The organism is Arthrobacter halodurans (assembly GCF_041877255.1).
Classification (GTDB): Bacteria; Actinomycetota; Actinomycetes; order Actinomycetales; family Micrococcaceae; genus Arthrobacter_N; species Arthrobacter_N halodurans.
The window spans coordinates 197035-222055 of record NZ_JBHDLJ010000001.1 but is presented as its reverse complement, the minus strand read 5'-3'; the positions used below and the strand labels follow the sequence as shown (position 1 = coordinate 222055).

Annotated in this window: 21 protein-coding genes and 3 tRNA genes; 18 read left to right on the top strand and 6 right to left on the bottom strand. The window is 73.6% G+C overall.

Annotated features, from left to right (window positions below):
- Positions 1–33: 33 nt before the first annotated feature.
- Positions 34–1782, bottom strand: a complete 1749-nt coding sequence (locus ACETWP_RS01025; protein WP_373970326.1) for a BCCT family transporter — start codon at positions 1780–1782, stop codon at positions 34–36.
- Between the two features lie 98 nt (positions 1783–1880).
- On the opposite strand from ACETWP_RS01025, the gene ACETWP_RS01020 reads away from it, so the two are divergent.
- On the top strand, positions 1881–2489 hold the full coding sequence (locus ACETWP_RS01020) for an ATP:cob(I)alamin adenosyltransferase (protein WP_373970325.1): 609 nt from the start codon (positions 1881–1883) through the stop codon (positions 2487–2489).
- 34 nt (positions 2490–2523) lie between these two features.
- On the opposite strand, the gene ACETWP_RS01015 is transcribed toward ACETWP_RS01020, so the two are convergent.
- The 4 genes from ACETWP_RS01015 to ACETWP_RS01000 form a co-directional block, all read right to left on the bottom strand.
- Complete coding sequence (locus ACETWP_RS01015) at positions 2524–5115, bottom strand: FtsX-like permease family protein (RefSeq protein ID WP_373970324.1); 2592 nt, start codon at positions 5113–5115, stop codon at positions 2524–2526.
- A 2-nt stretch (positions 5116–5117) separates the two neighbouring features.
- Positions 5118–5870, bottom strand: coding sequence for an ABC transporter ATP-binding protein (locus ACETWP_RS01010; RefSeq protein WP_373970323.1), 753 nt, complete (start codon positions 5868–5870; stop codon positions 5118–5120).
- Positions 5871–5980: 110 nt separating this feature from the next.
- The gene (locus tag ACETWP_RS01005; RefSeq protein ID WP_373970322.1) at positions 5981–6676 is read right to left on the bottom strand and encodes a response regulator; all 696 of its coding nucleotides are present in this window, start codon (positions 6674–6676) and stop codon (positions 5981–5983) included.
- On the bottom strand, positions 6676–7914 hold the full coding sequence (locus tag ACETWP_RS01000; RefSeq protein ID WP_373970321.1) for a sensor histidine kinase: 1239 nt from the start codon (positions 7912–7914) through the stop codon (positions 6676–6678). Before ACETWP_RS01000 ends, ACETWP_RS01005 begins: the two co-directional genes overlap by 1 nt.
- A 217-nt stretch (positions 7915–8131) precedes the next feature.
- Here ACETWP_RS01000 and ACETWP_RS00995 point away from each other — a divergent pair, with 217 nt between their 5' ends.
- The 13 genes from ACETWP_RS00995 to thiL all read left to right on the top strand — a co-directional run bounded on the left by ACETWP_RS00995 (position 8132) and on the right by thiL (position 19840).
- Entirely contained in the window at positions 8132–9190 is a 1059-nt protein-coding gene (locus tag ACETWP_RS00995; RefSeq protein ID WP_373970320.1) for a 3-isopropylmalate dehydrogenase, read from the top strand.
- A gap of 84 nt (positions 9191–9274) precedes the next feature.
- On the top strand, positions 9275–10366 hold the full coding sequence (locus ACETWP_RS00990; protein WP_373970319.1) for a branched-chain amino acid aminotransferase: 1092 nt from the start codon (positions 9275–9277) through the stop codon (positions 10364–10366).
- 56 nt (positions 10367–10422) lie between these two features.
- Entirely contained in the window at positions 10423–11478 is a 1056-nt protein-coding gene (galE, locus tag ACETWP_RS00985) for a UDP-glucose 4-epimerase GalE (protein WP_373970318.1), read from the top strand.
- A gap of 3 nt (positions 11479–11481) precedes the next feature.
- Entirely contained in the window at positions 11482–12243 is a 762-nt protein-coding gene (locus ACETWP_RS00980) for a fumarylacetoacetate hydrolase family protein (RefSeq protein WP_373970317.1), read from the top strand.
- 55 nt (positions 12244–12298) lie between these two features.
- Positions 12299–12478: a hypothetical protein gene (locus ACETWP_RS00975; protein ID WP_373970316.1), complete on the top strand. Its 180-nt coding sequence runs from the start codon at positions 12299–12301 to the stop codon at positions 12476–12478.
- Positions 12479–12514: 36 nt separating this feature from the next.
- Positions 12515–14029 carry a glutamate--tRNA ligase gene (gene gltX / locus ACETWP_RS00970; RefSeq protein ID WP_373970315.1) on the top strand — a complete coding sequence of 505 codons (1515 nt, stop codon included), beginning with the start codon at positions 12515–12517 and terminating at the stop codon, positions 14027–14029.
- Positions 14026–14814 carry an HAD family hydrolase gene (locus ACETWP_RS00965; protein ID WP_373970314.1) on the top strand — a complete coding sequence of 263 codons (789 nt, stop codon included), beginning with the start codon at positions 14026–14028 and terminating at the stop codon, positions 14812–14814. Before gltX ends, ACETWP_RS00965 begins: the two co-directional genes overlap by 4 nt.
- A 50-nt stretch (positions 14815–14864) precedes the next feature.
- A tRNA-Gln gene (locus tag ACETWP_RS00960) sits at positions 14865–14936 on the top strand.
- A 65-nt stretch (positions 14937–15001) separates the two neighbouring features.
- Positions 15002–15074, top strand: a tRNA-Glu gene (locus ACETWP_RS00955).
- Between the two features lie 50 nt (positions 15075–15124).
- Positions 15125–15200, top strand: a tRNA-Glu gene (locus ACETWP_RS00950).
- A gap of 140 nt (positions 15201–15340) precedes the next feature.
- The gene (locus tag ACETWP_RS00945) at positions 15341–17116 is read left to right on the top strand and encodes a dynamin family protein (protein ID WP_373970313.1); all 1776 of its coding nucleotides are present in this window, start codon (positions 15341–15343) and stop codon (positions 17114–17116) included.
- The gene (locus tag ACETWP_RS00940; RefSeq protein WP_373970312.1) at positions 17113–18759 is read left to right on the top strand and encodes a GTPase family protein; all 1647 of its coding nucleotides are present in this window, start codon (positions 17113–17115) and stop codon (positions 18757–18759) included. Before ACETWP_RS00945 ends, ACETWP_RS00940 begins: the two co-directional genes overlap by 4 nt.
- Complete coding sequence (gene thiL, locus ACETWP_RS00935; protein ID WP_373970311.1) at positions 18752–19840, top strand: thiamine-phosphate kinase; 1089 nt, start codon at positions 18752–18754, stop codon at positions 19838–19840. Before ACETWP_RS00940 ends, thiL begins: the two co-directional genes overlap by 8 nt.
- Before the next feature lie 41 nt (positions 19841–19881).
- On the opposite strand, the gene ACETWP_RS00930 is transcribed toward thiL, so the two are convergent.
- Positions 19882–20601 carry an IclR family transcriptional regulator gene (locus ACETWP_RS00930; RefSeq protein WP_373970310.1) on the bottom strand — a complete coding sequence of 240 codons (720 nt, stop codon included), beginning with the start codon at positions 20599–20601 and terminating at the stop codon, positions 19882–19884.
- A gap of 112 nt (positions 20602–20713) precedes the next feature.
- Here ACETWP_RS00930 and leuC point away from each other — a divergent pair, with 112 nt between their 5' ends.
- The 4 genes from leuC (at position 20714) to ACETWP_RS00910 (ending at position 25009) form a co-directional block, all read left to right on the top strand.
- Positions 20714–22186 (top strand): 3-isopropylmalate dehydratase large subunit, encoded by a 1473-nt coding sequence (leuC, locus tag ACETWP_RS00925; protein WP_373970309.1) that lies wholly within the window; start codon positions 20714–20716, stop codon positions 22184–22186.
- Positions 22187–22197: 11 nt separating this feature from the next.
- Positions 22198–22797, top strand: a complete 600-nt coding sequence (gene leuD / locus ACETWP_RS00920; protein ID WP_373970308.1) for a 3-isopropylmalate dehydratase small subunit — start codon at positions 22198–22200, stop codon at positions 22795–22797.
- 116 nt (positions 22798–22913) lie between these two features.
- Entirely contained in the window at positions 22914–24251 is a 1338-nt protein-coding gene (murA, locus tag ACETWP_RS00915) for a UDP-N-acetylglucosamine 1-carboxyvinyltransferase (RefSeq protein WP_373970307.1), read from the top strand.
- Entirely contained in the window at positions 24248–25009 is a 762-nt protein-coding gene (locus tag ACETWP_RS00910) for a lysophospholipid acyltransferase family protein (protein WP_373970306.1), read from the top strand. Before murA ends, ACETWP_RS00910 begins: the two co-directional genes overlap by 4 nt.
- Positions 25010–25021: the final 12 nt, after the last annotated feature.

Here is a 25021-nt window from a genome sequence, read left to right as displayed (position 1 = left end):
CGGCGGGGCCCAGCGTCCCGGCGGGCCTAGCTGTCAGGGACCCGCCGCGGGCGGGACGCCGCGCGGCCCGGCCGCGCCGGTGCCGGGTCCCGGCGGGCTCGCGTGCGATCCGGCCGCGTCGGTGTCCGGCTCCGGTGCGCCGGGCGGCCGAACGGCCGCGAAGGGCGCGGTGTCCGGGACCGCCACGGCGCCGCGGACCGGCCCCATCCTGCGCTGGCGCAGGGGGTCCCGCCGCAGATCGGCGTAGAGCGAGACGCACAGCCCGATGATGATCACCACGAACGGCGTGGAGGCGAGGATCGTGAAGGTCTGCAGCGCCGGCAGCCCGCCGACGTAGAGCAGGACGGCGGCGACGGCGCCCGTCAGCACCGCCCACAGGATCACCAGCGGCGTCCAGGGGTCCTGCCTGCCGCGCGAGGACAGGGTGCCGAGGACCAGGGCGCCGGCGTCGGCGCCGCTGACGAAGAAGACCGCGGTGAGCACCATGACCACCAGCGCGGCCCCGAGGAAGAACGGGTACTGCTGCAGGACGGCGAAGAATCCGGCTGCCTCGTCGCCCGTCCCCGCGATGTCGTTGCCGCCGAGCTGCTGCTCGATGCCGGCGCCGCCGAACACCGTGAACCAGACCACGCTGACCGCCGTGGGCACCAGCAGGACGCTGAGCACGAACTCCCGGATGGTGCGTCCGCGCGAGATCTTCGCGATGAAGGTGCCCACGAAAGGCGTCCACGAGATCCACCACGCCCAGTAGAAGATGGTCCAGCTGGCGAGCCACTCGGAGCCGCCGAAGACGGCCGAGTTGAAGCTCATGTGCACCAGTTCGCCGAAGTACGCGCCGATCGAGGACGGGACGAGGTCGAGGATGAAGACGGTCGGTCCCACGACGAACACGAAGAGGAGCAGGACCGACGCGAGGACCATGTTGGTGTTGCTCAGCCACTTGATGCCCCGCGAGACCCCGCTGGCCGCGGACACCACCACGCCGACGGTGAGCACGCAGATGATGACGATCGGTGCCGCGGTGCCGGGGTCCTCGGCGAACTCGCCCGTTCTCAGCAGCGCCAGCCCGGCCGCGATCTGCAACGCACCGAGGCCCAGCGACGTCGCCGAGCCGAACTTGGTGCAGATGATCGCCAGGATGTCGATGGGCTTTCCCCACCCGCGGTCCTCGATGCGCTCCTTGCCGAAGAGCGCCTGGAACGGCGAGCTCATCAGGTTGCCGCGGCCCATCCGGTAGGTGGAGTAGGCCAGGGCCAGGCCCACGACGGAGTAGATGGCCCAGGGGTGGAGCCCCCAGTGGAAGAGGGTATACGCCATCGCCGTGCTGGCGGCGTCCGGGGAGCCGGGCTCCACGTCGACGAACGGCGGCGGCGACGCGAGGTGCGTGACCGGCTCGTAGACGCCGAAGAACATCAGGCCGATCCCCATGCCGGCGCTGAACATCATGGCCACCCAGGAGACCGTGGAGAACTCGGCGGGCTCGCCCTCCCGGGAGAGCGGGATGTTCCCGTAGCGGCCGAAGGCCAGCACCAGGGAGAAGACGACGAAGCCGCTGGCGCCCAGGATGAACAGCCAGCCGAACGTCCCGGTGACCCACCCGAGGGCGGCCGCCGCGGCGTCGCCGACCGGTTCGGTGTAGAGGACCCCGGCCACGCAGACCAGGACGATGATGCCGAAGGAGACCCCGAACACCGTCCGGTCCACGGTCGCCCAGCCCCGCGCGGGCGGGTCCGCGGAAGGTCGGCGGGTCGGGGAGGTGCTGCCGGGGTCTCGACGGTCCATGGTTTCCACGCTGCTCGCTCGGTGCGGTGCCGGGATCCGGGGCGTCTGCGGCACGCCCTTCGCCCGCCGGGAATGTTGGGTTCAGTATAGTTTGGGCCATGACGGACAACACCGGAACGGCCAGCGGAAATCAGCCGGCGGACCAGGGGGGCGGCGCTGGCCGGATCGCCCTCGGCGGACACGGCGACGTCTCCAAGAACGACGTCAGGGCGGTGGCGGTCGAGGAGTGCGACGCCGCCAACGCCGCCATCGCCGTGGCCATGGCGGGCGGCGGGCTGCCCGCGGACATCCTGTCGATGCTCCTGAGCACGCAGAACGACCTCTTCGACCTCAACGCCGACCTGTCGGTCCCGACATCCGGGCCGGGCGGGCCGCCTGCCCGGATCCTGCCCGGACACACCGAGCGCTTGGACCGGGCGATCGGGCACTACCGGGAGCAGGCGAACGCCCCCGAGGGCCTCGTGCTGCCCGGCGGCACGATCGCGGCCGCGCTGCTCTACCAGGCCCGGGCCGCGGTGCGCCGCGCCGAGCGGGCGGCCTGGGCCGCGGTCGAACGGCATCCGGACGCCGTCAATCCCGAGACGGCCCGCTACCTGAACCGGCTGTCCACCCTCCTCTTCACGCTCGCCCGCGGCGCCAACGCCGAGCACGGCGACGTGGTGTGGGTCCCGGGGTCCTCCGTCCGCGCACTGCCGGACGACCAGTAGCGGCGGCGGCTCCGGGCCGCCGCCGCCCGGCGGGCTACTCCGCGGCCAAACCCTCCACGGGGGAGAGGCGCGCCGCCCGGCGGGCCGGCATGACCGACGCCGCCAGGGCCGCCAGGACGGCGACCAGCACGACGCCGGCCAACTGCGCCCAGGGCAGCGACACGGCCAGCGCGGCGAAGGAACCCAACGCGGACTGCGCGCCGAGGATCCCGTAGGCCGCGCCGAGCACGCAGCCGAGCAGCGCGGCGACCCCGGCGACCAGCGTCGCCTCCAGCGCGAGCATGCCCCGCAACTGGCGGCGCGTCAGCCCGAGCGCCCGCAGCAGGGACGACTCGCGGGTGCGCTCCAGCACCGACAGACTCAGCGTGTTGGCCACCCCGATCAGCGCGATCAGCACCGCGACGGCGAGCAGGCCGGTCACCACCAGCAGCAGGGTGTCGATGACCTCGCCGTACAGCTGCTTCTCCAGCAGGCCCCCGCCCACGGCGTACTCCTGCGTGCCCAACGCGGCCGCGAGCCCGCGTCCGAGGTCGCGGGCGGCCGCCGCGCCCAGATTCGCGTCCGCCTTGATCCAGAGCACCGGTGAGGTCTCCGGCGCGTCCTCCGGACCACCCCGCACTGCGCCGACCGAGCCGTCCGCGGGGGCCGGCGACGCCGGGGCGTCCGGCATCAGCGCGGCGGCGGTGCCGGTCGTGGTCACCGTGCGGAGCGTGTTGCTGCCGGTCCGCACCGCGGACCAGGTCGCCGAACCGTTCGGGCCCTCGACGTCGACCTCCGCCCCGTCGTGGTCCTGGGCGACGAGCGCCTGGCCGGGTCCCGGCAGGCGGGACGCGTCGTTCAGCACCGCGGCGAGGTCGCCGGAGCCGGCGGCGTACACCGGCAGCCCCCCGGCGTCGGTGCCGACGGGGGTCAGCAGGGCGGCCGCGGCCACGCCGTCGACCCGCAGGACCTCCTCGGCGTCGCCGGAGTCCAGCGGCGTGTCCCGGCCGTAGCCCTCCACCGTCACGTCGACCAGGTACTCCGAGGCCAGCGCGCCGTCCAGGCTGGCCTTCGCAGTCTGGGCGCCGACCATCATCATCGAGACCAGCGTGACCCCGATCAGCAGGGCCGAGGCGGTCGCGGTGGTGCGGCCCGGGTTGCGGACGGCGTTGAGTGCCGCGAGGCGGCCCGGTACGCCCGCCGGCCGGGCCAGCCTGCCCGCGGCCGACACGGCCGGCGGAAGGAACAGCGACCCGAGCAGCAGGACGCCGGGGAAGGACAGCGCGCCGCCGGCGAAGGCGATGAGCAGGTTCGCGCCTGCCGCCCCGATCCCCAGCAGCGCGGCGCCGACGACTGTGAGGAGGGCGCCGGCCGCCAGCCGCACCCGGCCGCGGCGGTTGCCCGCGCCGGCGGGGTCCGCGGGGCGCAGGGCCGCCAGCGGTGCCACGCGGGTGGCGTTGCGGGCCGGAACCCAGGCGGCGACGAGCGTCATCGCCGTTCCGGCGGCCATGCCGGCGGCGACGGCGCCGCCCGGCACCGCCAGCACGGCGAAGCCGCTGCCGGGCAGCGTGGCGACGACGGCGACGAGGGCGGCCATGACGCCCGTGGCCAGCAGCACGCCCAACGCCGAGGACGCCAGGCCGACCAGCAGCGCCTCGGCGAGCACGGCCCGGCGCAGCTGCGCGCGCCGGGCGCCGATGGCGCGCAGCAGCGCCAGTTCCCGGGTGCGCTGCGCCACGAGGACGGAGAACGTGTTGGTGACGACCAGCCCGGTGACCACCAGGGCGACCAGCGCGAAGACCAGCAGCACCACGGTCAGCTGGTCCTGCCCGCCGGAGAGCGAGGCGACGTCCTCGAGGGTCTGCTCCCGGGCGGTCCGCACGGCCGGATGGGCGACGCCGGCCGCGGTGAGGGCGTCGGCCACGGCCGGCACCACGATGGCGGGGTCGGCGCCGTCGTCGAGCAGGAGCTGCAGCTGGCCGTAGTCGGGGAAGCCGCCGAGGATGCGCTCGAGGAGCGGATCCGCGGCCGTGACCTGCATGTAGGTGCCCGCTCCGGGATCGTCGCTCGGGGCGGTCAGGCCCGTGATGCGCACCGGGAGCCCGACCTCCCCGTCCGCGGTCGGGGCGGCGAGGGTCACGGAGTCCCCGAGCCCGAGGCCGCTGGCCGCCGCGTGCCGCGTATCGAGGGCGATGCCCCGCGCGTCGTCGGGCAGGACGCCTGCGGTCACCACGACCGAGCGCAGGGCCTCCGCCGCGGCGTAGCCGCCCACCAGCGCCGTCTCGCCGTCATCGCCGGAGAGTACGCGCGCGCTGGTCTGGATCCTGCCGTAGCCCGCCGCGACGCCGGGCACCGCGGACGCGGCCTCCAGGGCCCGCGCGCCGAGCACGGTGGCGTCGGCGGACGGTCCGTCGCCGTCGGCCGTGGTGTCCCCGGTCGCCGCCGCGTCGGCGGCGGCCCAGTCCACCGTGGCCACGAGGTCGGCGTTCTGGTAGGAGGCCCCGACGCTGCGCTGCAGCGACGCCGTCGCGCTGGCCCCGACCATCAGGGTGGCGGAGAGGAAGGCGGTGCCGATCATCACGGCGAGGCAGACGGCGACGAAGCGCCGCCCGTAGGTCCGGAGGTTGGCCAGGGCCAGGGACAGCATCGCTACGCCCCCAGACCGGTCAGCGCGGCCGCGACCGATTCGACGGTCGGGTCGGTGAGGGCCCCGACGAGCGCGCCGTCGCTCATGAGGAGCACCTCGTCCGCGTACGTCGCGGCGACGGGATCGTGGGTGACCATGATGATGGTCTGGCCCATCTCGCGGCAGGAGCGGCGGAGGAGGGACAGGACCTCGGCGCCCGTCCGCGAGTCCAGGTTGCCCGTGGGCTCGTCGCCGAAGACGACGTCGGGGCGGGTCAGGAGGGCGCGGGCTACCGCCACGCGCTGTTGCTGTCCGCCGGAGAGCTCGTGCGGCTTGTGCCGGAGCCGGTCCCCGAGGCCCAGCACGTCGACGACGTGCCCCATCCAGGCGGCTTCGGGCGTGCGGCCGGCCAGCTGGAGCGGCAGCACGATGTTCTGTTCGGCGGTCAGGGTGGGGACGAGGTTGAAGGACTGGAAGACGAAGCCGATCTGGTCCCGGCGCAGGCGGGTCAGCTCGTTGTCGTCGAGCGTGGTGATCTCGCGGCCGCCGACCCGGATGGAGCCCGCGGTGGCGGTATCGAGTCCCGCGAGGCAGTGCATCAGCGTCGACTTGCCGGAGCCGGAGGGGCCCATGATGGCGGTGAAGCGCCCGGCCTCGAACCCGACGTCGACCCCGCGGAGGGCCTCCACGCGGGTGCCCCCGCTTCCGTAGGTCTTGGTCAGGCCGGCGGCCGCGACGGCGAGCGTGCGCGTGGAAGGGTGTTGGGTGATGGTCATGGGCACCACGCTACGGACGGCACCCGCGCGCGGGCATCAGCCGAACGGGGGCTCTTCCGCCGCGCGGGGTCATCCCGCGGTATGACCCCGCGGTATGGCCCCGCTCGGCGTCAGGGCGCGACGACGCCGGTGGAATAGGCGATCAGCACGGCCTGGACGCGGTCGCGCGCCCCGAGCTTGGACAGGATCCGCCCGACGTGCGTCTTGACGGTCGCCTCGGACAGGTACAGGCCCGCGGCGATCTCCGGGTTGGACCGGCCGCGGGCGATCAGCTCAAACACCTCGCGCTCGCGCGGCGTGAGCGAGGCGACGCGAACGGCGTGGACGGAGGACTCGGGCGTCGGGCGGCGCAGCATCGGCGCCACGTGCTCCAGCAGCCGCCGCGTCGTGGACGGGGCGATCACGGCGTCTCCGCGGTGCACCGTGCGGATCGCCTCGAGGAGCTCGTCCGGCGGCGCATCCTTGAGCAGGAAGCCGCTGGCGCCGGCCTGGATCGCGGACAGCGCGTACTCGTCGAGGTCGAAGGTCGTGAGCACGATGACGCGCGGGCCCGCCGGGCCCGCGCCGAGCAGGCGCTCGGTGGTGGCGATGCCGTCGAGTTCGGGCATGCGCACGTCCATCAGCACGACGTCGGCCCCCCGCAGCGCGGCCGATCCCAAGGCCTCCCGGCCGTTGGCGGCCTCGGCGACGACCTCGAGGTCCGCCTGCGAGTTCACCAGCATGCGGAAGCCGCTGCGCACGAGCAGCTGGTCGTCGACGAGGCCGACGCGGATCGGGGCGGGGGCGGGAGCGCCGGTGGTGTCCATTAGTCCTCCGTGTAGGGGATGAAGATGCGTGCGGCGAAGCCCCCGCCAGCGAGGGGTCCGCTGCTGGCGGCGCCGTCGTACAGCGCCACCCGCTCCGCCATGCCGCGCAGCCCCTGGCCGCCGGCGTGGGCGGAGGGGGGTCCGCCGTCGTACGCGCCGGGGCGTCCGGCAGCCCGGCCCCGCGGGCCGTCGGCGGCCGCCCCGCGCCCGTCGTCGGTGACGGAGGCCTCGAGGCCCGCCCCGGTCCAATTGAGGGCGACGGTGGCGCGCGCCGCGGGGCCCGCGTGCTTGACGACGTTCGTGAGGCCCTCCTGCACCGCCCGGTAGGCGGTGAGCTCCGCGCCGGCGGGCAGCGGACGGCGGGGCCGCCCGCCCAGCGTGGCGCGCACGTCGAGCCCGGTGCGTCGCGTGGACTCCAGCAGGTCCGGCAGGTCGGCGAGCGTGGGCAGGGGCCGGGTGGACGCGGCCTCGTCGCCGCGGAGGACCCCGAGCAGCCGCCGCATCTCGCGCAGCGACCCCCGCCCGGCCTCGGAGATGGTGGCCAAGGTGTGCCGGGCCACCTCGGGGTCACGGGCGCTGGCGTAGCGCGCGCCGTCGGCCTGGGTGATGATGACGGACAGGGAGTGCGCCACGATGTCGTGCATCTCGCGGGCGATGTGGCTGCGCTCGTCGGCCGCGGCGAGGTCGCGCTCCTGCTGGCGTTCCACCTCGAGCCGGCGCGCGCGGTCCTCGAGGGCCCGCAGGGCCAGGCGGCGGGTGCGCGCCAGATCGCCGAGGGTCCAGGCCACCACGACGATCAGGCTGAGGCCCAGGAAGCTGAGCGCGAGCGATTGCGCGGTGGCCGAGCCGCCGACCGTGCCGTAGCGGGCCGTGGCCAGGACGGCCCCCGCCAGTCCCAGGCCGAGGCCCGCGAAGGACTCGCGGCGCCGCCCGTGGGTGGCCAGCGCGTGGACCACGAGCGGCACCGCCACCTGCGACGGGAGGTACGTGTCCACCACGGCCAGCTGCCCCAGGGAGCCGGCCGCGACGAGGGCCGCCGCGAGCGCCGGGCGCGACCGGCGCCAGGCGAGCGGGAGCGTCTGCAGCGAGGTCACCAGCAGGAACGCCGCGGGGTGGGGAAACAGGCCGACGACGAAGGGGACGAGCGCCGCGACGACGAAAAGCGCACCGGCGACCGCGCGGTCGACCGCCGCCGGGTTCGCCCGCAGCCAACGGTCCAGGTCGCGGTGCGGGGTCATGCGCTCCATCGTACGTTCGCCCGCCCGCCGGACGCGTCATGCCGTGGGATGACCGCGTGCGGCGACGCCGAGCGCGATGTTCCGCCGCCGCGTCTCGTCGGTGGACCGGCCTCGTTGGGCGCCACCGGGCGCTCGCACAACACCTGCCCCTCCGGAAACCCTTCTCATATGGTGAGACGGTTTGTTCATGATGTGGACGGCGGCCTACCGTGGAGGCATGAGCGCAACCATCGACCTCGCCATCATCCCCGGAGACGGAATCGGACCGGAGGTGATCGCCGAGGCCGTCAAGGTCCTCAAGCGCGCCACCGAGGACGAGGACGTGCGCCTGATCCTCACGGAGTACCGGCTCGGCGCGGCGCACTGGCTCGAGACGGGGGAGACGCTGCCCGACGAGACGCTGGCGGCGCTGCGCCGGCACGACGCCATCCTCTTCGGAGCCGTCGGGGCCGCGCCCGGGGACACCCGCGTGCCGTCGGGGCTCATCGAGCGCGAGATGCTGCTCAAACTGCGCTTCGCGCTCGACCACTTCGTGAACCTGCGTCCCTCGCGGCTCTTCCCGGGCGTCCCGAGCCCGCTCGCCGCGCCGGGGGAGGTCGACTTCGTCGTCGTCCGCGAGGGGACCGAGGGTCCCTACGTCGGCAACGGGGGGGCGCTGCGCGTGGGCACGGTCCACGAGATCGCGACGGAGGTCTCCGTGAACACGGCGCACGGTGTCGAGCGCGTGGTGCGCGACGCGTTCGCGCGGGCCGCCGCGCGGCCGCGCCGGAAGCTGACGCTGGTCCACAAGCACAACGTGCTGGTCCACGCCGGACACCTCTGGCGCCGCACCGTCGAGGCGGTGGCCGCCGAGTTCCCGGGCGTCGAGCACGACTACATGCACGTGGACGCGGCGACGATCCACCTGGTGACCGACCCGTCGCGCTTCGACGTGATCGTCACGGACAACCTCTTCGGCGACATCCTCACCGACCTGGCCGGCGCCGTCACCGGCGGAATCGGGCTGGCGGCCTCCGGCAACCTCAACATGGACCGCACCGCGCCGTCGATGTTCGAACCGGTGCACGGCTCGGCCCCGGACATCGCCGGCCAGCAGAAGGCCGACCCGACGGCCGCCATCCTCTCCGCGGCGCTGCTGCTGGAGCACGTGGGGCTCCCCGCGGCCGCGCGCCGCATCGAGGCCGCGGTCGAGGCCGATCTGGCCTCCCGCGCGGAACTGACCGACGCCCGCGCCACCGCCGAGATCGGCGATGCAATAGCGTTGGGCGTGTCATAAGCTGAACTGGCCCCGCGGGGCCGCCTCGGGGGCGCGCACACGGCGCGCCACCGCCGTACGTCGAAGAGGAAGTGCGCCGGCACCATGGAATTCTCCCAGCAGCTCTCCACCCACCCCAAGAGCGCGGAACAGCGCGCCGAGATCCTGGCGAACCCGGGATTCGGCGACCATTTCACCGACCACACCGCCGTCATCGACTGGACGCAGGACGCCGAGGGGAAGGGCGGCTGGCACGACGCCCGCGTCGAGCCCTACGGGCCGATCGCCATGGACCCCGCCTCCGCCGTCCTGCACTACGGCCAGGAGATCTTCGAGGGACTCAAGGCCTACCGCCACGCCGACGGATCCGTGTGGACGTTCCGTCCGGAGGCCAACGCGGAGCGCTTCAACAAGTCCGCCGTCCGCCTGGCCCTGCCCGAGCTGCCCGAGGCGGACTTCATCGAGTCTCTGCGCCGGCTGGTCTCCGTCGACAAGGCATGGGTGCCGTCCGGCGACGGCGAGGCGCTGTACCTGCGTCCCTTCATGATCGCCACCGAGGCCTTCCTCGGCGTGCGGCCCTCCCGGGAGGTCTCCTACCGCGTCATCGCGTCCCCGGCCGGCAACTACTTCGGCGGCGAGCTCAAGCCGGTCTCGATCTGGCTCTCCACGACGTACGCCCGCGCGGGCCGCGGCGGCACCGGCGAGGCGAAGTGCGGCGGCAACTACGCGGCCTCGCTGGCCGCGCAGATCGAGGCGGAGTCCCACGGCTGCAAGCAGGTCCTCTTCCTGGACCCCTTCAACGACAACGCCGTCGAGGAGCTCGGCGGCATGAACGTCTTCTTCGTCTTCGCCGACGGCACCCTGGTCACGCCCGCCCTGAACGGCACCATCCTGCATGGTGTGACCCGGTCCTCCGTCCTGCAGCTGGCCCGGGACCGCGGGCTGACGGTGCAGGAACGCAAGATCACCATCGACGAGTGGCGCGACGCGGCGGCCGACGGCACGCTCACCGAGGTGTTCGCCTGCGGCACCGCCGCCGTCATCACCCCGATCGGCGAGCTGAAGACCGCCGAGGGTTCCATCGCGTGCCCCGCCCCGGGACCGGACTCCGTCGCCATGGGCATCCGCGCCGAGCTCTTGGGCATCCAGACCGGCACGGTCGAGGACACTCACGGCTGGCTCACCCGCCTGGCCTAGCACCGCGCGCACCGGCATCCGCGGCGCATGGCCCCCCGTCTCCTAGACTGGGGGCCATGCGCATTCTCGTCACCGGCGGCGCCGGCTACATCGGGTCCCACACCGTCCTCCAGCTGCTGGAGGAGGGGCACGACGTCCACGTGCTGGACAACCTCAGCAACTCGTCGCCCGAGGCGCTGCGCCGGGTGGCGGAGCTGGCCGGGCGGTCCGCGACGCTGCACGAGGCCGACCTCCTGGACACCGACGCACTCCGCGGCGTCGTGGAGCTGAGCGCCCCCGACGCGGTGATCCACTTCGCCGGCCTCAAGGCGGTCGGGGAGTCCTCCGCCGAACCGCTGCGGTACTACCGCAACAACGTGGTCGGCACACTGAACCTCTTGGAGGCCATGGGGGTCGCGGACGTGCGCACGATCGTGTTCAGCTCCTCCGCGACGGTCTACGGGGAGGCCGGCGGGGTCGTGGAGTACACCGAGGATCTCCCGCTGGACGCCGTCAATCCCTACGGCCGGACGAAGATGCACATCGAGCACATGCTCGACGACCTCGCCGCCGCCGACCCCCGCTGGTCCATCGCCAAGCTCCGCTACTTCAACCCGGTCGGTGCCCACGCCTCCGGCAGGATCGGCGAGGATCCCCGGGGCGTCCCCAACAACCTGATGCCGTTCGTCGCGCAGGTGGCCGTCGGGCGCCGGGAGCGCCTCACCGTCTACGGCGACGACTACCCGACGGCGGACGGGACCGGCGTGCGGGACTACATCCACGTCGTCGACCTCGCCGCCGGCCACCTCGCCGCGCTCGAGTACCTCGCGGGCCACGGGGGACTGCACGCGTGGAACCTCGGCAGCGGCACCGGATCGTCCGTGCTGGACGTCGTCCGGGCGTTCGGACGCGCCGCCGGGCGGGAGATCCCCTACGAGGTCGCCGCGCGCCGGCCGGGGGACCTGCCCGCCTACTGGGCCGACCCCACGCTGGCCCGCGAGGAGCTGGGCTGGAAGTCGGAGCGCGGACTGGAGGACATGGTCGTGGACGTCTGGCGCTGGCAGTCCGAGAACCCCGAGGGCTATCCCCGACCGCGCGGCGACGCCGGGGGGCCCGCCTCCACTAGGCTGTAGACCATGCGTATTGCTCGGTTTGTTCTTGACGGTGACCCCCTGTACGGCGTGGTGGAGGGCGACGAGGTGGCGGTGATCGCCGGCGACCCGTTCTTCCAGGGCGTCAAGCCCACGGGTGCGCGCCATCCGCTGGAGGACGTGCGGCTGCTGGCGCCGATCATCCCGCGCTCGAAGGTCGTCGGCTTCGGCCGCACGTACGCCGAGCACGCCCGCGAGCTGGGCAACGAGGTCCCGGCCTCCCCGCTGATGTTCCTCAAGCCCAACACCTCGGTGGTCGGGCCCGGCGACCCCGTCACCCTGCCGGCGTTCTCCGACGAGGTCTCCTACGAGGCCGAGCTGGCGGTGGTCATCGGCCGCATCTGCAAGGACGTCCCCGCGGACAAGGCGGCCGAGGTGATCTTCGGCTACACCTGCGCGAACGACCTCACGGCGCGCGACGCGCAGCGGACGGACGGGCAGTGGGCGCGCGCCAAGGGCTGGGACGGGTCCTGCCCGATCGGCCCGTGGATCGAGACCGACCTCGACGTCGAGGACCTGCGGATCACCGGACGGCTCGACGGCGCCACAGTCCAGGACGGGAGCACCGACCTGATGATCTGGAGCGTCGCGGACCTCGTGGCCTACGCGTCGCAGGCCTTCACGCTGCTGCCGGGCGACGTCCTCCTGACCGGGACCCCCGCCGGCGTCGGCCTGGTCCGCGAGGGCCAGCGCTTCGAGGTCGAGATAGAGGGCATCGGGACGCTCTCCAACACGTTCCGGTCCTAGGCCCGCGATGCGGCGCCCGGGGGGACCGCCCGGCCCCCGGGTGCGCCGCCGTGCCGTGGGACTGGTTCTCGCGACCGTCGTCCTGGCCGCGGCCGCGCGAATCTCCGGGCGCGCGGACTGGCCGGCCCCGGTGACGGCCGTGCTGCTGGCCGCGGCCATCGCCTGCGCCCTCGCGCTCTTCGTGCGCCTCGTCCTGGCGGCCTCACGCGGACGCCGCGGCACCGGCCGCGGGTGAGGCGGCCCGCGCGCCCCGTACTAGAATCGGGGCATCATGACTGACGCATCCCAGATCCCCACTGTCACCGCCGAGACGCCCGTCCGCGTGCGCTTCTGCCCGTCGCCGACCGGCACCCCGCACGTCGGCCTCGTCCGCACGGCCCTCTTCAACTGGGCCTACGCCCGGCACACCGGGGGCAAGCTGGTGTTCCGCATCGAGGACACGGACGCCGCGCGCGACAGCGAGGAAAGCTACCACCAGCTCCTGGAGGCCCTCGGCTGGCTCGGCATCGACTGGGACGAGGGCATCAACGTCGGCGGACCCCACGAGCCCTACCGGCAGTCGCAGCGCGCGGACCTGTACCAGGACGCGATCGACCGGCTGAAGGGCGCGGGACACCTCTACGAGTCGTTCTCCACGCCCGAGGAGGTCGAGGCCCGCCACCGGGCCGCCGGCCGGGACCCGAAGCTGGGTTACGACAACCACGACCGCGGGCTCTCCGCGGAGGAGGCCGCCGCGTTCCGCTCGGAGGGCCGCGAGCCCGTCCTGCGCCTGCGCATGCCCGACGAGGACATCGCCTTCACGGACCTGGTCCGCGGGGAGATCACGTTCCGCGCCGGGTCGGTCCCCGACTTCGCGGTGGTCCGCGCCAACGGCAAGCCGCTGTACACGCTGGTGAATCCGGTCGACGACGCCCTCATGGGCATCACGCACGTCCTGCGCGGCGAGGACCTGCTGTCCTCGACACCGCGCCAGATCGCGCTGTACCGCGCGCTGATCGACGTCGGGGTCGCGGCCCACATGCCGCTGTTCGGGCACCTGCCGTACGTCATGGGGCAGGGCAACAAGAAGCTCTCCAAGCGCGACCCGGAGTCCAGCCTCTTCCTCCACCGCGACCGCGGGTTCATCCCCGAGGGCCTGCTGAACTACCTGTCCCTGCTGGGGTGGAGCCTCTCCGCCGACGAGGACGTCTTCACCCGGGAGCAGCTCGTCGAGGCGTTCGACGTGCGGCACGTCCTGTCCAATCCGGCGCGCTTCGACCTCAAGAAGGCCGAGGCCATCAACGGATCCCACGTGCGCATGCTGGACCCGGCGGACTTCCGCGACCGTCTGGTCCCGTACCTGCGCCACGCGCACCTGGTGGGGGAGACCCTCACGCCGGAGCAGGAGCGCATCCTGACCGAGGCCGCCCCGCTGGTCCACGAGCGGATCACGCTGCTCGGCGAGGCGCCGGACATGCTCGAGTTCCTGTTCCGCCCCGACGCCGACATCGTCGTCCAGCAGGACGCGCTCAAGGGACTGCCGGGCAACACCGACGAGGTCCTGGACGCCTCCATCGCCGTCCTGACGGAACTCGGGCAGTGGGACGCGGAGGCGATCCAGGCCGCGCTGCGGGCGGCGCTGATCGAGGGCATGGGCATCAAGCCGCGCCTCGCCTTCGGTCCCCTCCGCACGGGGATCTCCGGGAAGCGCATCTCCCCGCCGCTCTTCGAATCGATGGTCATCCTGGGCCGCGAGTCCACGCTGGCCCGCCTGAAGGCCTTCCGGCTCGACATCGACACGCTGTGACCGCCGGCGGGCGTGGGCCGGTCGCGGGTGTCCTCTTCGACATCGACGACACGCTGATCGACCTGGCGACCGCCGCGCGCAACGGGTTCCTGCGGCTCGCGGGCGGGCACTTGGCGGGAGTTCCCGACGCCGACCGGCGGCGCGCCGCGGACGGCTTCGCCGAGGACGCCCCGGGCCTCTACGAGCGGTACATGACCGGCGAACTTTCGTTCCGCGAGCAGCGGCTCGGCAGGCTCCGGCACGCGTACGCCCAGGTCGGTGGTCCTGTGCTGGACGAGGCGGAACTCGCCGCGTGGAACGACGGCTACGAGTCGGCCATGCGGGCCGCGTGGAGGCCGTTCGACGACGTCCACCCCTGTCTCGACGAGCTGGACCGCATCGGCTTGCCCTACGGGGCCGTGACGAACAACGTCCACGACTACCAGCGGGCCAAGCTGGACCTCTCCGGCTTGGGGCGCATCGCAGTGCTGGTCGGCTCCGACACCGCGGGGGCGCCCAAGCCGGACCCGCGGCCGTTCCGGGCGGGCGCGCGGATGCTGGGCACGAAGCCCGAGCACACGGCCTACGTGGGCGACAACCCGGTCAACGACGTCCGCGGGGCGCGCGACGCCGGCCTGATCGCCGTGCTCCTGGACCGGAGGGCGGCGCACCCGTCCCCCACCGCCGCGGAGGCCCACCACGCAATCTCGACGCTGGCCGAGCTGTCCGGAATCGTGCGGGGTCCCGCGCGAACCGCCGATTTTGGAATTGCGCGGGGGGTCGGGTACAGTAATTACTCGTGCTGAGGCGCCGGGAAGCGGTCCGCAAGGATTCCGACCGGGACGCCGAAGACCATTGGGATATGGTGTAATTGGCAACACAACGGTTTCTGGTACCGTCATTCTAGGTTCGAGTCCTGGTATCCCAGCGCTACGGTTGACGCGGAATCCGCGGAAACCGGCATTGCCGTCGGAGCCATCCGCGGCAAGCTACGGCCCCATCGTATAGCGGCCTAGTACGCTGCCCTCTCACGGCGGTAACGCGGGTTCGAATCCCGCTGGGGTCACTGTTCGCGAGAACGAGGCGGCATCAGCCTGAAAACGGTGCAAGCTATGCGGCCCCATCGTATAGCGGCCTAGTACGCTGCCCTCTCACGGCGGTAACGCGGGTTCGAATCCCGCTGGGGTCACCACGTGCGAATGGCCCCGGACTTCGGTCCGGGGCCTTTTCCGCATTAACCCGCGGCCTTGCGCCAATGCCCCGGCACCGCGCCAACCCCGCGTTCCGTGCGCGGCGCCGGTCCGGCGTGTCTTCTTTGGCATGATGGAGGGGATGAGACACCACGACGAGAACCCGCCGCCGGAATCCGCACCCGCCGCCGTCGGCGTGTTGGAGGACGCCCGGGCGGCCCTGCTGGGGACCGCACTGCCGCTCGAGGTCCCGGGCGCGGCCGAGGGGCGGGAGGCCGTCCGCGCGGCCGCCGCCCAGCTCGACGACTATGTCCTGCCGCGATACCGCAGCCTCGAGGCCCCCCTGCTCGCCGTCGTCGGAGGGTCCACCGGCGCGGGCAAGTCCACGCTCGTGAACGCCCTGGTCGGCCACCCCGTCACGCGGGCCGGCGCGATCCGCCCCACCACGCGCCAGCCGATCCTGCTGCACCACCCCTCGGAGGCCGGATGGTTCGCCGACCAGCGGATCCTCCCGGGCATGACCCGCGTCACCGGTCGCCGGGCCGATCCCGCCCGGACCCCCGCCAACGCGGGGGGCACCGAGCCGGAGGCCGGGGCCGTGACCTCGCTGGTCATGCTCGCCGAGGACGCGGTCCCGCCCGGAATCTCGCTGCTCGACGCGCCGGACATCGACTCCGTCTCGGACGACAACCGGCGCCTCGCGCGGCAGCTGCTCGCCGCCGCCGACCTGTGGCTGTTCGTCACCACGGCGAACCGCTACGCCGACGCCGTGCCGTGGAAGCTGCTCCGCGAGGCGGCCGCCCGGGAGATCACGGTGGCCGTGGTGCTGGACCGCGTCCCCGCCGGCGTCGAGGACGAGGTCTCGGCGGACCTCCGGTCCATGCTCGGGCGCCAGGGACTCGGCGGGGCCGAGCTCTTCGTCGTCCCGGAGACGGGACTGGACGCCGCCGGGATGCTGCCGCCCGCCGCCGTCGAACCCCTGCGCGGGTGGCTCGAGCGGCTGGCCGGCGACGCGGCGGCGCGCGCGGCCCTGGCCCGCCGCACGCTCCACGGCGTGGTGCGCCAGCTCGGTGCGACGATCGAGCGCGTCGCCGACGCCGAGGAGGACCAGCACGACGCCGGCGACCGGTTGCGCGGCGACGTCGCCGCGGCGTATGCCCAGGCCGCGGAGCGCATCGGCTCCGCGACGCGCGATGGGACGCTGCTGCGCGGCGAGGTGCTGGCCCGATGGCAGGACTTCGTGGGCACCGGCGAGTTCTTCCGGTCCCTCGAGTCCGGGATCGGGCGGCTGCGCGACCGGGTCGGCGCCTTCTTCTCCGGCCGACCGCAGCCCGTGGAGACGGTCGAGGAGGCCATCGAGACCGGGCTCCACGCCGTCGTCGTGGACGAGACCGCGCGCGCGGCCGAGGAGTCGGATGCCCGCTGGCGCGCCGATCCCGCGGGCCGCGGGCTTCTGGCGACGGACGATCTCGCCGCCCCCGGGGAGGGCTTCTCCGAGCGCGCCGCGTCCGAGATCCGCGCCTGGCAGGGGGACCTCATGGAGCTGATCCGCACCGAGGGCGAGGGCAAGCGCTTCACCGCGCGCATGGTGTCCTTCGGGGTCAACGGCGTGGCCGTCGCGCTGATGGTGGTGGTGTTCGCGTCGACCGCCGGGCTCACGGGGCTCGAGGTCGGCATCGCCGGCGGATCGGCGATCGTGGGCCAGAAGGTCCTGGAGGCGATCTTCGGCGAGGACGCGGTGCGCCGGCTGGCCCAGCGGGCCCGGGAGCTGCTGGACGAGCGGTGCCGCGACCTGCTGGCGGAGGACAGCCGCAGGTATCTGGACCGGCTCGGGGGACCCGGCGACCGCGCGCACCCGGACCTCCTGCGCCGCCACGCCCGCGACCTCGCCCGGCTCGCCGCCGGGGACGCCGCGTGAGCCGGCGCGCCGCGGCCACGGCGGCCTCGCCGATCGTCGCCCGGTTGGAGGCGCTGGAGAGGGCGCGCGAATTGGGCGAGGGGCGGGTCCCCGAGGCGGCCCACGCGCGTGCGCTGGCCGTGCTCGAGCGCGCCTCGGCCCGCCGCTCGCTGAGCGCCGAGCACACCGTCGTCGGCTTCTTCGGGGCGACCGGCAGCGGCAAGTCGACCCTTTTCAACGCCGTCACCGGGGAGCGGTGGGCCCGCGCGGCGGCGACCCGCCCCACGACGGCCGCGCCGCTCGCCGCGGTGTGGGGCCCGGCGGGCAGCGCGGAGCTGCTCGACTGGCTCGAGGTCGCCGAGCGCCACGAGCTCGGAGGCCCCCTGTCCGCGGGGCGCAAGACCGGGTGGCTGCGCGGCGGCCGCGAGGAGCCCGGCGGCCTGATCCTCCTGGATCTCCCCGACTTCGACTCCACCGCGCTGGAGCACCGCGACATCGTCCGGCGCCTCTCCGGGCAGGTCGACGTCCTGGTATGGGTCCTGGATCCCCAAAAGTACGCCGACGCCGCCGTGCACGACGACTTCATCCGGCCGTTGTCCTCCCACGGCGCCGTCACCCTGGTGGTCCTCAACCAGATCGACCGGTTGCCCGCCGACAGCGTGGAGCCGGTGGTGGACTCCCTGCGCCGGATCCTCGCGGACGACGGGCTGGGGGAGGTCCGCATCCTGCCCGCCTCCGCCGCGACCGGCAGCGGCGTGGACGAGGTGCGGGCGGCCATCGCCGGCATCGCCGGGGAGCGTTCGGCCGCCACCCGGCGGCTCGCCGCCGACGTCGCCGACGCGGCCGGGCAGCTGGCCGCGGGCACGGGCACGACGGCGCTGGCGCCCCCCGGGCGCGACGCCGAACGGAGGCTCGCGACACACCTCGCCCAGGCGGCGGGGGTGGACACGGTGGCCTCCGCCGTCGAACGGTCCTACCGGATCGGCGCCCGCGGTCGCACGGGCTGGCCCGTGACGCGCTGGCTCGGACGCCTGCGCCCCGACCCGCTGCGGCGGCTCAACCTGCGCAGCCGCGACGTGAACCCGGCGGTCAACCGGACGTCGCTGCCGCCCCCGGGGGCGGCGCAACGGGCGCAGTCCGACGGCGCCGTGCGGGCCTTCGCCGACGAGGCGAGCGCGGGTGCACCCGAGGCGTGGCGCGGGTCCATCCGCCGCGCGGCCCGGGGTTCCGCGGACACGCTCCCGGACGACCTGGACCAGGCCATCGCCCGGACGGACATCGGCGCGGGCCGGGGCTCGTGGTGGTGGCCCGTCGTCGGCGTGGTCCAGTGGATCGCCCTGGCATGCGCGCTGGTCGGCGCCGGCTGGCTGGGCTTCCTCTTCGTCCTGGGCTACCTCCAGCTGGGCGTCCCGGCGGTTCCCCTCGTCGAGGGTGTGCCGGTGCCGACCCTCATGCTGGCCGGGGGCGTCCTGCTGGGAATGGTGCTGGGGCTGGCGACGGGGCTCCTCGCCCGGCTGGCGGCGAAGGCACGCGCGGCGGCGGCCCGGCGGCGGCTGACGTCGGCGGTGGCTGCCGTGGCGCGCCGGCGGATCGTCGAACCCGTCGCCGCCGAGATCGGGCGCCACAACGACTTCGTCCGCGCGCTGGCCGCCGCCCGTGGCTGAGGCCGGGCGCGGACCGGGCTCGCCCCGGGGGAACGGTGGTCCCACCGTCGGCGCCCTCGGCGAGGCCGGCGTGCTGGCGCGGATCCTGCCGCGCCTCGCCGGGGCCCCCGCGCTGCTGGGACCGGGGGACGATGCCGCCCTCGTGGCGGCGCCGGACGGGTGCTTCGCGATCACGGTGGACACGCTGGTCCAGGACCAGGATTTCCGCCTCGAGTGGGCGAGCGGCCACCCGGCGTCGGGATTCGACGTCGGCTGGAAGGCCGCCGCCCAGAACCTGTCCGACGTCAACGCCATGGGCGCGGTCGCGACGTCCGCCGTCATCAGCCTGACGCTGCCCGCCGCGACGCCGGTGAGTTGGGTCGAGGACTTCGCCGACGGTTTCGCCGCGGCGGTCCGCGGCCTCGGCGCGCACCGTTGCGCGGTGGCCGGCGGCGACCTCGGGCGCGGACGGGAGATCTCGGCCACGACGGCCGTGACCGGCGACCTCGAGGGGCGGGCGCCGGTCCTGCGTTCCGGCGCCCGGCCGGGGGACGCCGTCGCCGTCTGCGGCCGCCTGGGCGCCGCGGCGGCCGGGCTCGCGCTGCTGGAGTCGTCCGTCGCGCTGGACGGGCCGGACCTGCCGGACGGGCTGGACCTGCCGGACGGGCCGGATCTGCCGGTCGGGCCGGACGCGGCGCTGCGGGAACTGGTGCGGGCGCAGTGCCGCCCGCATCCGCCGCTCGACGCCGGCCCGCGGGCGGCCGCCGCGGGGGCCACGGCGATGATGGACCTCTCGGACGGGCTCGCGCGGGACGTGCCGCGCCTGGCCCGCGCCAGCGGCGTCGACGTGGAACTGGACCCCGCCGCGCTGGAGACGGCGGCGCGGCGGCTGGCTCCCGCGGCCGAGGCGCTCGGCGCGGATCCGCTGGAGTGGGTCGTGACCGGGGGAGAGGATTTCGGCCTGCTGGCCTGCTTCGACGCCGCGGCGACCGTGCCCGACGGCTTCGCGGTCATCGGGTCGTGCGTCGCGGGCACGGGGACGCTGCGGCTCGGTGGCCGCCCCGTCCTCGAGGCCGGCTGGGACCACTTCGAAGAATCCTGAGCCGGCGGTCCCGAAGGCGCGGGTCCCGGCCCGGCCGGGTTCTAGTCGCCGCCCTTCTTCAGCGCCTCGGTCAGCGCGGCGGCGGTGCGGCAGACGACCTCCGAGTGCACGCGGCCCGGCTGGCGCGTCAGGCGCTCGATCGGCCCGGAGATGGACACGGCGGCGATGACGCGTCCGGAGGGCCCGCGGACGGGCGCCGAGACCGACGCCACCCCGGGCTCGCGCTCGCCCAGGCTCTGCGCCCAGCCCCGGCGGCGCACGCCCGCCAGGATGGTCGGGGTGAAGCGCGCGTTGCCCAGGCCCTCCAGCAGTCGTTCGTGGTCCTCCCAGGCGAGCAGGACCTGCGCCGCCGAGCCGGCCTTCATGGACAGCTGGGTCCCCACGGGGATCGTGTCGCGCAGTCCCACGGGCCGCTCGGCCGAGGCGACGCAGACCCGGAAGTCGCCCTGGCGCCGGAACACCTGGGAGCTTTCGCCGGTCGCGTCCCGCAACTGGAGCAGCAGCGGACCCGCGGCCGCGATCATCCGGTCCTCCCCGGCCGCGGACGCGAGTTCCACCAGGCGGCTGCCCAGCACGAAGCGTCCGTGCATGTCCTTGCCCACCAGCCGGTGGTGGACCAGCGCCTGCGCCAGCCGGTGCACCGTGGGGCGCGACAGCCCCGTGGCCGCGACGAGCTGGGCCAGGGTGGTGGGGCCGGCCTCGAGGGAATCGAGCACCATGGCCGCCTTGTCGATGACGCCGACGCCGCTAGAAGTGTCCATAGGATGATACTGCCGTCTCATTATATGAGATGCAAGTCGGGAAGCTGGCGGTGGCCGCCCACGCGGTGGTTCAGTGGATGAACCGAGGTTTCGTCGAGGGAGGGAGCCGGACATGTCCGCTCACAAGGCAGCGCAGACGCTGGCCGAGAAGGTCTGGAACGCGCACGTCGTGCGCGAGGGGGAGGGCGAGGGTTCGGCGCGCCAGCCCGATCTGATCTACATCGACCTCCACCTCATCCACGAGGTGACCTCCCCGCAGGCCTTCGAGGGACTGCGGCTGGCCGGGAGGCCGCTGCGCCGCCCGGACCTGACGATCGCCACCGAGGACCACAACACGCCCACGCTGGACATCGACCAGCCGATCGCGGACCTCGTCAGCCGCACGCAGATCGAGACGCTCCGCGCCAACTGCCGGGAGTTCGGGGTCCGCCTCCATCCGCTGGGGGACAAGGAACAGGGCATCGTCCACGTGGTCGGTCCGCAGCTGGGCCTCACCCAGCCCGGGACGACCGTGGTGTGCGGGGACTCCCACACGTCGACCCACGGCGCGTTCGGCGCGCTGGCCTTCGGCATCGGCACGTCCGAGGTCGAGCACGTGATGGCCACGCAGACGCTGTCCCTGAAGCCGTTCAAGACCATGGCCATCAACGTCGAGGGCACGCTGCGCCCCGGCGTCACGTCGAAGGACGTCATCCTGGCCGTGATCGCCAAGATCGGGACCGGCGGCGGGCAGGGCTACGTGCTCGAGTACCGCGGCTCCGCGATCCGCGCGCTGTCCATGGAGGCGCGCATGACCATCTGCAACATGTCGATCGAGGCCGGTGCCCGCGCCGGCATGGTGGCGCCGGACGAGACGACCTTCGAGTACCTGCGCGAGCGTCCGCACGCGCCGCGCGGGGCGGACTGGGACGACGCCGTCGCCTACTGGCGGACGCTGCGCACCGACGACGGCGCGCGGTTCGACGCCGAGGTCTTCATCGACGCCGACGGGCTGGAGCCCTTCGTCACCTGGGGTACCAACCCGGGACAGGGCGTCTCGCTCTCGGAGGCCGTGCCGTCGCCCGAGGACTTCGAGGACGAGAACGCGCGCGCCGCCTGCGAACGGGCGCTGGACTACATGGGCCTCGCGGCCGGCACGCCGATGCGCGAGATCAGGGTGGACACGGTGTTCCTCGGCTCCTGCACCAACAGCCGCATGGAGGACCTGCGGACCGCCGCGGCGGTCGTGCGCGGGCGGGCCAAGGACCCCGACGTGCGCATGATCGTGGTGCCCGGGTCCGCCCGCGTCCGGCTGGAGGCCGAGGCCGAGGGCCTGGACCGGGTGTTCAAGGACTTCGGCGCCGAGTGGCGCTTCGCGGGGTGCTCCATGTGCCTGGGCATGAACCCGGACCAGCTCGCCGAGGGGGAGCGCTGCGCCTCGACGTCGAACCGCAACTTCGAGGGGAGGCAGGGCAAGGGGGGACGGACCCACCTCGTGTCCCCGCTGGTGGCCGCCGCCACCGCCGTGCGCGGCACGCTCAGCTCGCCCTCCGACCTCCCCCCGGCCGAACCGGCCGCCGCCACCGATCCCGCCACCGCGGCCTGAGGAGCCTTCCCATGGAGAAGCTGACCACCCACACGGGCATCGGCGTGCCGCTGCGCCAGAGCAACATCGACACCGACCAGATCATCCCGGCCGTCTACCTCAAGCGGATCACGCGGACCGGCTTCGAGGACGCGCTCTTTGCCGGCTGGCGCAAGGACCCGTCCTTCGTCCTGAACCGCGAGCCGTTCTCGGCCGGCTCCGTGCTGGTCGCCGGGCCCGACTTCGGCACCGGCTCCTCCCGGGAACACGCGGTGTGGGCGCTGAAGGACTACGGCTTCCGGGCGGTGCTGTCCTCCCGCTTCGCGGACATCTTCCGCGGCAACGCCGGCAAGCAGGGCCTGGTCGCGGCAGAGGTCGCGCAGCCGGACATCGAGCTCATCTGGAAGGAGCTCGAGAACCACCCCGGCACCGAGGTGACCGTGGACCTGGTGTCCCGCACCGTGACGTGCGGCTCGTTCAGCGCGCCGTTCGGCATCGACGACTACACGCGCTGGCGGCTCCTGGAGGGGCTGGACGACATCGGCCTGACCCTGCAGCACGAGCCCGAGATCACGGCCTTCGAGGCCCGTCGGCCGGGCTGGAAGCCGAAGACCCTGCCCGCCCGATCCTGACACGCCCACGGGGCCCCGCGGGGTGCCGGATACCGGCTGTCGCCGGCGGGGGGCCTGTATGCTTACGGGGAACCTCCGGCGTTCCGGGGACCAATCAAACGTGAGGTATTTCTTTCATGGGCACAGTCCTGACTATCCACGGCGGCGTGCCGCTTCAGGGGAAAGTAACAGTCAGGGGCGCCAAGAACCTGGTGCCGAAAGCCATGGTCGCGGCCCTGCTCGCGGACAGTCCGTCGGTGCTGCGCAACGTCCCGGAGATCCGGGACGTCGAGATCGTCCGCAGCCTGCTGACCATCCACGGCGTCACCGTGGCCAAGGACGAGGCGACCGGCGACCTGACCCTGGACCCGAAGGGCGCGACCAGCGCCCCGTCCCGTGAAATCGACGCCCACGCGGGCGACTCCCGGATCCCGATCCTCTTCTGCGGCCCGCTCATCCACAGCATCGGCGAGGCCTTCATCCCGGACCTCGGCGGCTGCCGCATCGGCGACCGGCCGATCGACTACCACCTGAACGTCCTGCGCACCTTCGGCGCGGTCGTGGACAAGCGCCCGGGCGGTATCGCCATCTCCGCGCCCCACGGGCTCAAGGGCGCCAAGCTCGAGCTGCCCTACCCGAGCGTCGGGGCCACGGAGCAGGTGCTGCTGACGGCCGTCAAGGCCGAGGGCATCACCGAGCTGAAGAACGCCGCCGTCGAGCCGGAGATCATGGACCTGATCGCGATCCTGCAGAAGATGGGCGCCATCATCTCCGTGCAGACCGACCGGGTGATCCGGATCGAGGGCGTAAGCCACCTCTCCGGCTACAACCACAAGGCCCTCCCGGACCGCAACGAGGCCGCGTCCTGGGCCTCCGCGGCGCTGGTCACCCGCGGCGACATCTACGTCGAGGGCGCCCACCAGAGCGACCTGACCGCGTTCCTCAACATCTACCGCAAGGTCGGGGGGGCGTTCGAGGTCGAGGACGAGGGCATCCGCTTCTACCACCCGGGCGGCGCCCTCAAGCCGCTGGTCCTCGAGACCGACGTGCACCCCGGGTTCATGACCGACTGGCAGCAGCCGCTCGTGGTCGCGCTGACCCAGGCGGAGGGCGTGTCGATCGTGCACGAGACCGTCTACGAGAACCGGTTCGGCTTCACGGACGCGCTGGTGCGCATGGGCGCGACCATCCAGCTGCACCGCGAGTGCCTCGGAGCGGTCCCGTGCCGCTTCGGGCAGCGCAACTTCCGCCACTCGGCCGTGATCACGGGTCCCGCCAAGCTGCACGGCGCAGACATCGACGTTCCCGACCTGCGCGGCGGCTTCTCCCACCTCATCGCGGCGCTCGCGGCCGAGGGCACGAGCCGCGTGACGGGGATCGAGTTGATCAACCGCGGCTACGAGAAGTTCATGGAGAAGCTCCAGGGCCTCGGCGCGCGCGTGGAACTCGCCGAGACCGCGTCGGTCAGCGGATGAGCGAGACGCGCGGCGCGAGGATGATCTTCGCGGGGTTGTCGGTCATCGTCCGGCCCGGGATGAACCTCCTCATGGGCAAGAAGTGGGAGCGCTTCGAGACGCTGCCGGCCGGCGGCTTCATCGCCTGCCCCAACCACGTCACCGAGATCGACCCGCTGGTGGTCGGGCACGTGCTGTACAACCACGGCCACCTCCCGCGCTACATGGCGAAGGGTTCGCTGTTCCAGGTGCCCGGCCTCGGCGCCATCCTGCGCGCGAGCCGGCAGATCCCGGTGGAGCGGTCCTCCGCGGGGGCCAGCCGCTCGCTGCAGCTGGCCCGCGAGCTGATCGCCGAGGGCGGGGCGGTCATCGTGTATCCGGAGGGCACGCTCACGCGCGATCCCGACCAGTGGCCGATGCGCGGGCGTACCGGCGCGGCCCGGCTGGCGCTGCAGACCGGCGCGCCCGTGGTTCCGATCGCCCACTGGGGCGCCCAGGAGGTCTTTCCGCGCTACGGGAAGGGCTTCAAGATCTTCCCCCGGAAGACCGTGCGCGTCCGCGCCTGCGATCCCGTGGACCTCTCCGACCTCGCCGACAAGCCGATGACCCGGACGGTGCTGGACGAGGCGACGGCGCGCATCATGGCCTCGCTGACCGCGGGCGTCGCCGAGCTCCGGGGCGAGACCCCGCCGCCGGCGCCGTGGGACCCCGCCGAGCACGGCCAACCCCTGACCGGCCGCGACGTCGAACGGGGCTCCGGCCCGGGAGACCGGCGTTGAGGAGGCCCCCGG

Excerpts from the sequence above, each read along its gene's own strand:
- ACETWP_RS00945 (WP_373970313.1), top strand. The coding sequence starts at position 15,341 with ATGAGACACCACGACGAGAACCCGCCGCCGGAATCCGCACCCGCCGCC.
- murA (WP_373970307.1), top strand. The coding sequence starts at position 22,914 with ATGGGCACAGTCCTGACTATCCACGGCGGCGTGCCGCTTCAGGGGAAA.
- ACETWP_RS00930 (WP_373970310.1), bottom strand. The coding sequence starts at position 20,601 with ATGGACACTTCTAGCGGCGTCGGCGTCATCGACAAGGCGGCCATGGTG.
- leuC (WP_373970309.1), top strand. The coding sequence starts at position 20,714 with ATGTCCGCTCACAAGGCAGCGCAGACGCTGGCCGAGAAGGTCTGGAAC.
- ACETWP_RS00980 (WP_373970317.1), top strand. The coding sequence starts at position 11,482 with ATGCGTATTGCTCGGTTTGTTCTTGACGGTGACCCCCTGTACGGCGTG.
- ACETWP_RS01025 (WP_373970326.1), bottom strand. The coding sequence starts at position 1,782 with ATGGACCGTCGAGACCCCGGCAGCACCTCCCCGACCCGCCGACCTTCC.
- ACETWP_RS00910 (WP_373970306.1), top strand. The coding sequence starts at position 24,248 with ATGAGCGAGACGCGCGGCGCGAGGATGATCTTCGCGGGGTTGTCGGTC.
- ACETWP_RS01010 (WP_373970323.1), bottom strand. The coding sequence starts at position 5,870 with ATGACCATCACCCAACACCCTTCCACGCGCACGCTCGCCGTCGCGGCC.
- galE (WP_373970318.1), top strand. The coding sequence starts at position 10,423 with ATGCGCATTCTCGTCACCGGCGGCGCCGGCTACATCGGGTCCCACACC.
- ACETWP_RS01015 (WP_373970324.1), bottom strand. The coding sequence starts at position 5,115 with ATGCTGTCCCTGGCCCTGGCCAACCTCCGGACCTACGGGCGGCGCTTC.
- ACETWP_RS01005 (WP_373970322.1), bottom strand. The coding sequence starts at position 6,676 with ATGGACACCACCGGCGCTCCCGCCCCCGCCCCGATCCGCGTCGGCCTC.
- ACETWP_RS01020 (WP_373970325.1), top strand. The coding sequence starts at position 1,881 with ATGACGGACAACACCGGAACGGCCAGCGGAAATCAGCCGGCGGACCAG.
- ACETWP_RS01000 (WP_373970321.1), bottom strand. The coding sequence starts at position 7,914 with ATGACCCCGCACCGCGACCTGGACCGTTGGCTGCGGGCGAACCCGGCG.
- ACETWP_RS00995 (WP_373970320.1), top strand. The coding sequence starts at position 8,132 with ATGAGCGCAACCATCGACCTCGCCATCATCCCCGGAGACGGAATCGGA.
- leuD (WP_373970308.1), top strand. The coding sequence starts at position 22,198 with ATGGAGAAGCTGACCACCCACACGGGCATCGGCGTGCCGCTGCGCCAG.
- gltX (WP_373970315.1), top strand. The coding sequence starts at position 12,515 with ATGACTGACGCATCCCAGATCCCCACTGTCACCGCCGAGACGCCCGTC.
- ACETWP_RS00990 (WP_373970319.1), top strand. The coding sequence starts at position 9,275 with ATGGAATTCTCCCAGCAGCTCTCCACCCACCCCAAGAGCGCGGAACAG.